This is a genomic window from Arenimonas alkanexedens, assembly GCF_054781355.1.
The window spans coordinates 82,777-93,585 of the sequence record NZ_BAAGUO010000008.1 but is presented as its reverse complement, the minus strand read 5'-3'; the positions used below and the strand labels follow the sequence as shown (position 1 = coordinate 93,585).

Here is a 10,809-nt window from a genome sequence, read left to right as displayed (position 1 = left end):
GATCGGCGGACCAGTTCGACCAGCTCGTGCTTGTACTCAGGGCTGTAACGCTTGCGCTTGGACATGGACACTCCTTTGACCCAGTATGGATCTTAGTGAAAGTGTCCGCAGAATCGGGGTAGAACCCGTTTGCCCAAGCGCTGGGCTAGAGTCCGGATCGTTCGGAAAGGGGTTGACCGGGGGTTTCGACTCGAGCATCTCAGGGCTTGGTTGGGAACAACAGCGTGAATTACAAGCAATTTACGTGCCAATTGTGCATCAGGCCGACTGAATGGCACGCCCGTCAGCGCTCCGACGGCCCCTCCCCGGGGCATGGACACAAGCAAACAAAGCCCAAGCGCGTCAGTCATTGCCGTGATCTGTTCGGACCAGGGCATCCGTCGCCGAGCGCTTCACATTGGCTACACTCATGACCATTGAAGGCTGGAGATGCGCATGACTTGGATCCTGGGCTTGCTGGGTGCGGTGCTGGGACTGGCCATGGCGGAAGTAGACGAGGGTTTCTTCGGACTGGTGTCCGGCAGCTTGCTGGGCGTGTTGCTCGGCCTGGCAGTCCGGCTGCGGCAGCGGGTAGATGCGCTGGAGCAGCGGCTGGCCAAGGCGGAAATGTTGGGGCGGCGCACCGGTCCGGTGCCCACGCCCACTCCTGCACCCGATGCCGCTGCGCCCGGGCCGGCCGCGGCCGCGCCGACGCCTCTCCGCACCCCGGCGCCGGCAGTCATGACCACCCCGGCCGCCGCCAGCACCGCGTCGCCGATGCCGCCCGTCAGTTCCGGTCCGCCGCCCATTCCAGCAGTAGGCGCGCCCGCCGTCCGTCCGTCTAATGATCGCGCGCCGCAAGCACCTGACGTGCTCGAGAAAGCCGTCGGGGTCGTCAAAGGCTGGTTGTTCGAAGGCAATGTGCCGGTCAAGCTGGGCGTGCTGGTGCTGCTGTTCGGCGTCGCCGCCGCCATCAAGTACGCCGCCGACGCCGGCTGGCTGACCATGCCGATCGAGTTCCGCCTGGCCGGCATCGCCGCCGCCGCCATCGCCGGTCTGGTCTGGGGCTTGCGCAGCGCCGCCGAGCGACCCGCCTTCGGCCTGAGCCTGCAGGGCGGTGCCATCGGCATCCTGCTGCTGGTGGTATTTGCGGCCTTCCGCAACTACGAGGTGCTGGGCGCGATGCCCGCCTTCGTGCTGGTGATCATCCTGGTCGCCGGCGCCAGCGTATTGGCGGTCAAGCAGGACGCGCCCGCGCTGGCGGTACTGGGCTTCATCGGTGGCTATCTGGCCCCGGTGCTGCTCTCCACCGGCAGCGGCAACCATGTCGCGCTCTTCAGTTACTACGCGGTGCTCAACGCCGCGGTGTTCGCCATCGCCTGGAAGCGGCCGTGGCGTGCGCTGAACCTGGTGGGCTTTGCCTTCACTTTCGTCATCGGTGGCATCTGGGGCGCTAATTATTACGTGCCGGACAAGTTCGGAACGGTCGAACCCTTCCTGATCCTGTTCTTCCTGTTCTACGTCTCCATTCCGGTGCTCTACGCACTGGCCGGCCGGCAGAAGAATGGCCCGGTCGACGGCACCCTGCTGTTCGGCACGCCGCTGCTGGCCTTCCCGATGCAGGTGGGGTTGCTGGGCGACGACCGCTTCGGCTTGGCGGCAAGCGCTGTGTTCGTGGCCGCCGTCTTCGCGGGCCTGGCACTTTGGGCGCAGCGCAACACGCGCCTGCGTGACCTGGCGCAAAGCGCCGCCGGCATGGGCGTGGTGTTCGCCACGCTGGCGATCCCGCTGGCGCTGACCGCGCGCTGGACCTCGGCAGCCTGGGCGCTGCAGGGCTTGGGCATGGTTTGGCTGGGCCTGCGCCAGGCGCGCCGCCTCACCCGATGGAGCGGCCTCGCCCTGCTGGTGCTGGCGGGCTGCGCCTGGACCGTGAGCCTGCTGGACTGGAACCTGGGCAACCAGGACAGCTTCCTGCTCAACGGCCACGCCCTCAACCTCGCCCTGCTCACGCTGGGCTGGATGGGCGCGAGCTGGCTCTACCATCGCGCGGACAAGTCAGAGCCGGTGCAGGTCATCCTGTTCCTGGTCGGCCTGGGCTGGTGGAGCGCGCTGGGTCTGCGCGAGATCGAGATCAATCTCTCGCCGGCGTACGAGGAACTTTATTACGGCGGCTTCGCCGTGGTGACTGCGCTACTGGCAGCCCTGCTGCGCGGCCCGATGCGCTGGCCCCGCCTGTCCTGGCCATTGGTGGCGTCGGTGGTGCTGTTGCTGCCGCTCTCGCTCGCCTCCGGCCACGAATACTACGTAACCCTGTTCGACTTCCCGCTGGCCTATTGGTGGCTGGTACTGGCCTTGGCGCTGCCCACGTTGGCCGCGCTGCGCGAGCCGTTCTCGCGTGGCCTGCCGGTGGCGCACATCAGCTGGCTCATCACCGTGGCGGCAGCAGCGGGCGTGGCGCTGACGCGCGTGCTGCACGACCGCGCCGGCCTCGAAGACGGCTGGCTGCTCCCGGCCATGACCGCGCCGCTGGGCCTGATGTTGTTCCTGGCCTGGAAGCACCCGGCCCTGGCCGGCTGGCCGGTAGCCGAAGACTTCCCGCGCTGGCGTCGCCTGTGGCTGGGTATCGGCGGCATCGGTCTGGGACTGGCGTGGTTGGTAGGTCAGTTCATGCCCGGCAACAGCGCACCGCTGACCTACGTGCCAGTGCTCAACCCGCTGGAGCTGTCGCTGCTGCTGGGCCTGGGCATCGCTGCGCAGTTCCTGCGTGCCCGCGTCGGCGACAGCCGCCTGGGCAACGTCGCCTGGGCCGGCGCCGCGCTGCTGACACTGACGATGGGCGTACTGCGTGCCTGCCACCATCTGGCCGACCTGCCCTGGTCGCCGGCGCTGCTCAGCGAAAGCCTGGCCCAGACCAGCCTCACCGTGGCCTGGTGCGTGGCCGGCGTCACCGCCTGGATCCTCGGCTCGCGGCGCCTCGACCGCCCGCTGTGGTGGCTGGGCGCCGGACTGCTGGGCGTGGTGCTGCTGAAGCTGCTGATCGTCGATCGCCAGTTCGTCGGCAACATCGCCGGCATCGTTTCCTTTGTCGTCGTGGGCCTGCTGCTGATCGTCGTCGGCCGCATCGCCCCCACCCCACCCCGCTCGGAGTAAGCGCATGCGCAACCTGATGATGATCGGCCTGCTGGCTGCCGGATCGGCCCATGCCGCCACGCCGCAGGACTACGCCTGGCAATGGCCGATCCAGACCGAAGGCGAGGCCGCGGCCTACGTCATTGAGCTCGACGCCGACGTGCTGGCCAACGTAACGCGCAGCGACCTGCGCGACCTGGCCGTGTTCAACGCCAGCGGCGAAGCGGTGGCGTTCGCGCCCTGGCCCTACGAGCGCAAGGAGGAGGAACGCCGCGAACCCTTGGCCTGGCTGCGCGTGCCCCTGCCCGCCCCCGGCCAGCCCGAAAGCCTGGCGCTGCGCTTGGAACGAGACGCAGACGGTCGCCTGCGCGGCCTCGACCTGCGCACCACCGACAACACACCGCCGCCGGCCGAACGCCACGACCTGCTGGTGGACCGCGGCGAAGACGAACCGCCCGCGCTCTCGCGCCTGCACGTGCAGCTCGCCGATAACGCCGCACTTCCCGTGAACCTGCGCGTGCGCGTCAGCGCCTCCGACGACCTGACCAACTGGCAATCGCTCGGCACTGGCCTGCCGCTGGTGGCGCTGGACGACAACGGCCTGCGCATCGAGCGCCTGCAGCTCGACATCGCCCGCACCGAGGCCCGCTACCTGCGCCTGGCCATCGAGAACGACGGCAACTGGCCGGCGATCGCCGCCCTGCAGGCCGAGCGCCGCATCACCGGCGGCGACCTGCGCGAGTGGAAGACCCTGGAACTCACCGGCACCGCCGTAGCCGACCAGCCGGGCAGCTACACCTACACCAGCCCCGCCCCCGTCGCCGTCGAACGCGCCGACCTGCGGCTGGCAGCCAGCAACTCGGTGTCCGCCGTGCAGCTCAACGCCCGCGCCCGCGGCAGCGAGTGGTGGCAGGGCGTATCGAATTTCACAGCGTTCCGGCTGGGCAGCGGCGACGACGAAGTGCGCCACGTGCCGCCGAGCATCGGCGTGCATCGGCACCTGGAATGGCAGCTCAACACCCAGCCCGCCCTGACCCAGCCGCCGACCCTGCTGCTGTCCTACCGCCCGGAACGCTTCGTACTGCTCGCCCAAGGCGAAGGCCCCTACGTACTGGTAGCCGGCAGCGGCCGTGCAGCGCGCGAGGACTACCCGGTAAAGGCGGCGCTGGCCGCTTCGAGCACACCGCCGAAGCCCGCCACCCTGGGCGCCCGCACCGAAGCCGGCGGCCAAGCCGCCTTGGGCCCGAAGCGTGGGGAAGATTGGCAGCGCTGGCTGCTGTGGGCGGTGTTGGCAGCAGGTGCAGGATTGGTATTGGTCGTGTCGCTGCGGGTGCTGCGGCACCCCAAGACGGAGTAGTCCGCCTTCAGAAGAAAAATTCGCGCTGACTTGTCTCACCCACCTGCTAGCGTTCCTGTGGAACCTCGAGTGCTGCTGGCACAACGATAGACCAGGTTTAGCAGTTCATAGGCGCCGGCCATCTCGGCGCATAACCAATCATTCAAGCCGACGCCTTCGGCGCCGATTACCTCAGGCGGTCGTGCTCAATACAGGAACATATGGACAGTTCGAGCAATCAAAGAAAAGTCGCTCAGGCTCCGCTTTCGCAGCGGAGCGGCCGAGCCAAGCTTTTCATCGGTATTCCGCTAACGCTTATTGCGATCGTTGGCACGGCTCTTGACCCAATAACAGACATCGCAAAGCTACTGGCGGCAGCGGCTGGCGCCTACGTCATTGTTGGCATCGTAGAGTTGACCGCCGGAACTTCACTCTTTCGGCTTACCGGGGCCTGGGATCAGCTCCGGCCATGGAAGCAACGTGTCATCAGCACCTTGGTTATCGCTGCAGCACTTGTTGCGTCGTTTGTCTTGTTGCCTGTTTTATCCCGGTTAGTCGGCTGAGCCTTGAAGATTCGTTCAAACCGAATTTGATTCGGGCATTGAGCCCAAAAGGAAAACGGATGCGCATATCGATCCTGTTCGGAGTAATTTTTGCTTTCTCAATGACTGCTACGGCTGCAAATCCACCTGCACCACCTCCGCCGGCAGTCTCCGAGCACCTGACGACCGACGGCGCGGGCTTTATGGTTGATGACGGCAAGCTTCTGTATGCGACCGACTTCAAGCTCAACCAACCAAGTCAATCTCCAATCTATGTCGTCATAGAGTTCGAGAGCCCGGTCAAGGACGAGCCGTTGGCCAAAGTCGAGCAGACGGTTGCACCGGGACAGGCATCGTTTCGAGCACGGTCCGACCCATTTTCGCGGATCAGGAACGGCGAAACATACCGCGTTTCTATTTCGCTCTACAGCGATGCGGAGCACCAAGCTCCAATAGGGACGCACCGCCAGGAAATACTCTTCTATGCGCCTGAAGACGTCCTTCGCAGCCTCGGCATTGGTCTGCTGTAGACGCCACTGCGCTCTGGGAGCCGGTTGCAGCGACCAAAGGGGGTAGCACGTAAGACCTTGCCGTACCCAACCAATCCGTCAGGCCGACCCCGTCAGCGCGGCTTTACCCAATGTGCGAGTCGCCAAAAAATTGGATCAACACTTCCGAAATTCCTCTTATCGAGAGCGTCTGCTCGAGCACCTTTTTATCGGTGAACTCCTCAAGCTGTCTTGGCTGAGCGGAGATTGCGCGCTCGAGCTTTCAAAGCCGGAGGTCGATCGTTCCGGCTATGACTTGATCGCAGAAGCCAATGGCTATATTCGTCACATACAGCTTAAGACCACGTTCGTTGGGTCCCGCAACACCAGCCAGAATATCCAGCTGTCGCTTGGCAACAAGCCATCTGGCTGTGTGATTCTTATCCACTTCGACCAGGAAACGCTCTCCCTCGGCCCTTTTCTCTTCTTCGGCGGGGAGCCAGGACAGCCTTTACCTTCCGTTCTGTCATACAAGGTAGCCAAGCACACCAAGGCCAACTCGCTTGGCGTCAAGGCGGAACGACCCAATATTCGATCGATTCCGAGCTCCTCATTCCAGAAGATCGCCTCAATTGAAGAGCTATATATCCGCTTATTCGGCGCCTCACAATGTGCTCAATCCTACGCGGAAGCTCCTTCGATCTAGTGGGTGGACCGTCGCGTACCAGCCGGCAATAAATCAGGAAGCTCTATATGTCTCTTGAATTGCTTTTTGGCATTGGCATAGTCGTCGCGACGGCCGCGGGGCTACTGCTGAGCCGAATCCCGAAGCGACAGCCAAAATCACAGTTCTTTAAGTGCTCGAGGTGCAACGCGCCTTCTCGCCACAATGACCGCACCATTGAGGCTTGGCGAAACGATAAAAATAGATTCTTCTGCCAAACCTGCCACAGCAAATGGCTTGCCTCGCGACCGCCTCGCGTGAGGGAGCCGTCCGAGAGCAGTAGTCGCGGGTCGGGCAATTCCGGTTGTTTTGCCGCCGTGGCGATACTCGCGTTACTGCCATTGGGCAGCGGACTAGTCGCGTGGGCTGCTTGGTAGCAGCTAGTCTCGCGCTTATCTCCATGGTTGCATCAAATCCGACACGAAGCAGACCCTATCGCTTCCAAGCCAGCCTTGGCCGGTAAGCAAAGACAGTCGCTGTTCGGGTCAAGTGCGGGTGGCGGGAAATCCCCGGCTTTTCCGTAAACATGTCAGAGAGTCGGCTATTCGTGGCTGGCATCGTGGAAATTAGGAGCGGAGAAGACTTATGAAGATGATGACGAGAGCGTTCGGAATGCTGGTGGTGGCTGCAGTTGCGGTCGGCTGCGACGCCGGCGACGGCACCAGTGCTGCCACTTCTTCGGCCGGCGGTACCGATGCGGCGCCCACTACCGCGACCAAGGGCGCTGCCCGGGAGCGCACGGGCACCATCGAGATTGACGGGCAAAGCTGGACCTTCGTGCCCGACGTTCAATGTCGGGTCTATCCTGGACCCGTGGCCTATGTGGCCGGTCATGCCGCGAACGATGAAACGATAGAAATCGTCATCGACTACAACCCGGGGGATGGCGTCATCGGGGCGAGCGTGGAAAGCACGGACGGGACGCTGTTCTGGGAGGCCGGAAAGGACGCGCTGACCTTCGAGATCAATGGCAGGCGCATCAAGGGTGAGGGCGACTTCACCGCCTCGTCTGGCGGGGAGATAAGGACCGCCCGGGGCAAGTTCGAGATCGACTGCCAGTAGTTGGCGCAGCCATCAACGCAAGCGCCGCCCCCGATGAGCGATGGCGGCCTTGTACAAGGCAAAAAAAGCCCCGGCCGATTCAATCCGAGGCTGGAAGTCGGACGGCGCCGGCGGTCGTTGACTCCCGGGCGGTGCTACTTTAGTGTCACTTCATGCGCACAGAACTTGTCACCACGCTCAAGCGTCAGGCCACCGATCTGCTCGCGGATGTCGAGCGGGACAAGCAGCCCATTCTGATCACCCAGCACGGCCTGCCCAGCGCCTACTTGGTTGACGTGGAAACCTACGAGCTGCAGCAGGAAAGGATGACTATTCTCGAAGGCATCGCGCGCGGTGAAATGGCGATTGCCGAGGGCCGGACGTTGAGCCACGCCCAGGCTGGGAAGCGCCTGGGCAAATGGTTGAAATAATCTGGACCGAGCCAGCATTGGCCGACCTTGAAGCCATTGCGGACTACATCGCCATGCAAGACCCGGTGGCGGCCAGCACACTGGTAAAGCGCATTTACCGGCACGTCGGGCAGCTGGCGGAACATCCTGCCAGCGGACCGCGGCCCGGCGAGCTGGGCAAGCGGAATCGCTATCGCCAGATCATCGAACCGCCCTGCCGCGTCTTCTACCGGCATGAAGGAACCCAGGTTCACATCGTCCACATCATGCGCACGGAGCGGCTGCTGCGGCCCAGCGCGTTGAAGCGGCTCAAGTCCGAGGACTGATCCCGGCAAGTCTCTGCTTGAGTTGAGCCAGGCCCAAGGCGCTCGCGCCACCCGGCGACACCCGCGCATCGAGGCTGGCCTGCGCATCTGCGCCCGCCTTCGGCAGCGGCTCTTGCGAGGCCAACTTGTAAGCCTCGCGGAAAGGAAGGCCCGCCACCGCCAGTTCAACCGCTTTGTCGGTGGCGTACATGCCGTTGTCGAAGGCTTTGGCCAACTTGTCGGTGTTCCAGGCCATGCCACGCAATAGGTTCGGCAGCAGGGAAAGGGCGCCGAGGCCGCGGCCGAAGGCGTGTACCAGGGCGCCCTTGGTGAACTGCAGGTCGCGGTGGTAGCCGGTGGGCAGGGACAGCAGCTGTTCGAGCTCGGTGCGGGCGGCGGCGACGCTGGCATAAGTCGCGCGCATCAGTTCGACCAGGTCGGGGTTGCGCTTGTTGGGCATGATCGAGCTGCCGGTGGTGTATTGCGGCGGCAGCGTGACGAAGCCGAACTCGGCGGTGGTGAACAAGCTCAGGTCCCAGGCCAGGCGTCGCAGGTCGAGCACGGCGGCGCCCAGCGCGTCGACGGCGGCGATCTCGAACTTGCCGCGGCTGAGCTGGGCGTAGATGGGGCTGACCTGCATGCGCGTGAAGCCGAGCTCCTTCGTGCTGCCTTCGCGATCCAGCGGCAGGTTGACGCCGTAGCCGGCGGCGGTGCCCAGCGGGTTGGCGTCAATCCAGTCGTGGGCTTGCCCGGCCCGCACGGCGTTATCAATGAACGCCTCGGCGAAGCCAGCCCACCACATGGCCGTGGACGAAACCACGGCGCGCTGCAGGTGGGTGTAGCCGGGCATGGGAATGGCTTCGGCTTCGGCGCGCTGCAGGCAGACTTCCGCCACTTCGCGGCAGGTGGCCTGCACCTCGGCTAATTTTCGCTTCAGCCACAGGCGCGTGGCCACCAGCACCTGGTCATTGCGGCTACGTCCCGTGTGGATCTTGCGACCGACATCGCCGAGGCGTTCGATCAGGCGGGACTCGATGGCCGAATGGCAGTCTTCATAGCGGTCATCGAGCACGAACGCGCCCGACTTCAGGTCGGCCGACAGCAGGCTCAGTTCGCGGCACAGCGCCTCGCACTCGTCCGCCGTGAAGATGCCGATCTTCGCCAGCCCGCGCGCATGCGCGGCCGAGGCGGTGATGTCGTCCTGGATAAACTCACGGTCCAGCACCACGTCGTCACCGGCCAGGAAGGCCTGGATGCGGGGGTCGACTTCGACGCCGGGTTTCTGCCAAAGCAGCTCGCTCATGTTTGGATTCCCATGGTTTCCGGCAGGCCGAAGGCCAGATTGAGGTTCTGCAGCGCCTGGGTGGCGGCGCCTTTCAAGAGGTTGTCGAGCGTGGCCACGACCACCAGCCGGTGGCCATCAGCCGACAGCGTGAAGCCGCCCACTTCAGCGTGATGCTGACCGGCGATCCGGCTCACCCACGGCGCCTCGTCCCCCACGCGCACCAGCGGCTCGGCGGAGTAGGCGTCGCGATAGCGCGCCATCACCTCGTCGCGATCGAACGCGCGCGCCAGGTGCAGGTTCGCCGTCAGCGTGATGCCGCGGAAGTGCGGCGCCACGTGCGGCATGAACTCGACCGGATGCCCAAGCTGGCGCGTCACTTCCTGCTCGTGCACATGGCCGGTGAGCGCATAGGGCATCAAGTTGTCGCGCAGCTTTTCCGGATCGTTTTTCTCAGAGGCGCCGGTGCCCGCGCCGGAATAGCCCGACACGCCGAAACACTGCACCGCTCCCGCCAGATGCGCATGCATGGGCGCCACCGCCAGCTGCATCGCAGTGGCGTAGCAGCCGGGATTGCTGATCCGGGTGGCGCCCGGCGCAGCGGCACGGGTCAACTCGGGCAAGCCGTAGTGCCAGGTGTCGTCGAAGCGGTAGTCGGCCGACAGGTCGACTACCACCGTGCGAGGCGCCTGCGCGTCCAGCGCCACTACGAAGCCGGCGGCCATGCCGTTGGGCAGCGCCAGCACCACGGCATCCACGCCCTGCCCCGCTACCTCGGCCGGGCCGAGATTCGAATAGCGAAGGTCTCCGCGATAGGCAGGCTCATGATCGGCCAGCCGCTGCGCGTCCCGTTCGCGCGACGACACAAAAGCCAGCGCAAAATGCGGATGCCCGGCCATCAGCTTGATCAGTTCCGCGCCCACGTACCCGCGCGCACCGACCAGTCCTAGCGTGATCAATTCGCTCACCGCGTCGCCCCATGCTCAAGCTTGAAGTCCAGGTGCCGGCGGATCGTCGCCCACTCGTTGTCCAGGATCGAGTACACCGCGGTATCGCGAAGATGGCCGTCGGCCATGCGCATCTGCCGGCGCAGGATGCCGTCGAAGTGCGCGCCCAATCGTTCAATCGCGGTGCGCGAACGCTGGTTGAATACGTGCGTACGCAGCTCGACCACGCTGCAGCCCATCGCGTCGAACGCATGCCCCAGCAGCAGCCGTTTCGCCTCGGTGTTGAGCAAGGTGCGCTGCACCCGGGCCGAGTACCAGGTGTGGCCCAGCTCGAGGCTGGGGATCACCGGATCCATGCGGAAGAAACGCGTGCAGCCCACCGGGTCACCCGCGGCGTTGCGCACCAGGAAAGGCATGGCCGTACCGGCCTCGCGCTCGTCCATGGCCTTGGCGATGTAGGCGCGCACGGTTTCCGGACCGGGCACGGTGGTGTACCAGAGGTTCCAGAGCTCACCGTCGGAGGCGGCAGAAAGTAGCTCCTCGGTGTGCTCGCGCTGCAGCGGCTCCAGCGCGACGTGGATGCCTTGCAGGATCGGCGGGATGGTCCAGTGAAGGTTGGTGATCAT

Annotated in this window: 11 protein-coding genes; 8 read left to right on the top strand and 3 right to left on the bottom strand. The window is 64.8% G+C overall.

Annotation, left to right across the window (positions count from 1 at the left end; translation table 11 throughout):
• Window positions 1-435 precede the first annotated feature (435 nt).
• From ACYVGY_RS13095 to ACYVGY_RS13060, 8 genes are all read left to right on the top strand, one after another.
• On the top strand, window positions 436-3,129 hold the full coding sequence (locus ACYVGY_RS13095; RefSeq protein ID WP_460457940.1) for a DUF2339 domain-containing protein: 2,694 nt from the start codon (window positions 436-438) through the stop codon (window positions 3,127-3,129).
• Between the two features lie 4 nt (window positions 3,130-3,133).
• Complete coding sequence (locus tag ACYVGY_RS13090) at window positions 3,134-4,465, top strand: DUF3999 family protein (protein WP_460457939.1); 1,332 nt, start codon at window positions 3,134-3,136, stop codon at window positions 4,463-4,465.
• A 200-nt stretch (window positions 4,466-4,665) separates the two neighbouring features.
• A complete protein-coding gene (locus tag ACYVGY_RS13085; protein WP_460457938.1) occupies window positions 4,666-5,007 on the top strand; it encodes a hypothetical protein in 342 nt (113 codons plus the stop codon).
• Between the two features lie 59 nt (window positions 5,008-5,066).
• Window positions 5,067-5,516 carry a hypothetical protein gene (locus ACYVGY_RS13080; protein WP_460457937.1) on the top strand — a complete coding sequence of 150 codons (450 nt, stop codon included), beginning with the start codon at window positions 5,067-5,069 and terminating at the stop codon, window positions 5,514-5,516.
• A 112-nt stretch (window positions 5,517-5,628) separates the two neighbouring features.
• Window positions 5,629-6,180 carry a hypothetical protein gene (locus ACYVGY_RS13075; RefSeq protein WP_460457936.1) on the top strand — a complete coding sequence of 184 codons (552 nt, stop codon included), beginning with the start codon at window positions 5,629-5,631 and terminating at the stop codon, window positions 6,178-6,180.
• 603 nt (window positions 6,181-6,783) lie between these two features.
• Window positions 6,784-7,260: a hypothetical protein gene (locus ACYVGY_RS13070; protein WP_460457935.1), complete on the top strand. Its 477-nt coding sequence runs from the start codon at window positions 6,784-6,786 to the stop codon at window positions 7,258-7,260.
• A 152-nt stretch (window positions 7,261-7,412) separates the two neighbouring features.
• Entirely contained in the window at window positions 7,413-7,670 is a 258-nt protein-coding gene (locus ACYVGY_RS13065) for a type II toxin-antitoxin system prevent-host-death family antitoxin (protein WP_460457934.1), read from the top strand.
• Window positions 7,658-7,975, top strand: coding sequence for a type II toxin-antitoxin system RelE/ParE family toxin (locus tag ACYVGY_RS13060; protein WP_460457933.1), 318 nt, complete (start codon window positions 7,658-7,660; stop codon window positions 7,973-7,975). The genes ACYVGY_RS13065 and ACYVGY_RS13060 overlap by 13 nt, the downstream gene beginning before the upstream one ends.
• On the opposite strand, the gene argH is transcribed toward ACYVGY_RS13060, so the two are convergent.
• Genes argH through ACYVGY_RS13045 form a run of 3 tightly spaced genes read right to left on the bottom strand, consistent with a single transcriptional unit; the run spans window position 7,959 to window position 10,809 of the window.
• Entirely contained in the window at window positions 7,959-9,257 is a 1,299-nt protein-coding gene (argH, locus tag ACYVGY_RS13055) for an argininosuccinate lyase (RefSeq protein WP_460457932.1), read from the bottom strand. The genes ACYVGY_RS13060 and argH overlap by 17 nt on opposite strands.
• Window positions 9,254-10,204 carry an N-acetyl-gamma-glutamyl-phosphate reductase gene (gene argC / locus ACYVGY_RS13050; protein ID WP_460457931.1) on the bottom strand — a complete coding sequence of 317 codons (951 nt, stop codon included), beginning with the start codon at window positions 10,202-10,204 and terminating at the stop codon, window positions 9,254-9,256. Before argC ends, argH begins: the two co-directional genes overlap by 4 nt.
• Entirely contained in the window at window positions 10,201-10,809 is a 609-nt protein-coding gene (locus ACYVGY_RS13045) for a GNAT family N-acetyltransferase (protein WP_460457930.1), read from the bottom strand. The genes argC and ACYVGY_RS13045 overlap by 4 nt, the downstream gene beginning before the upstream one ends.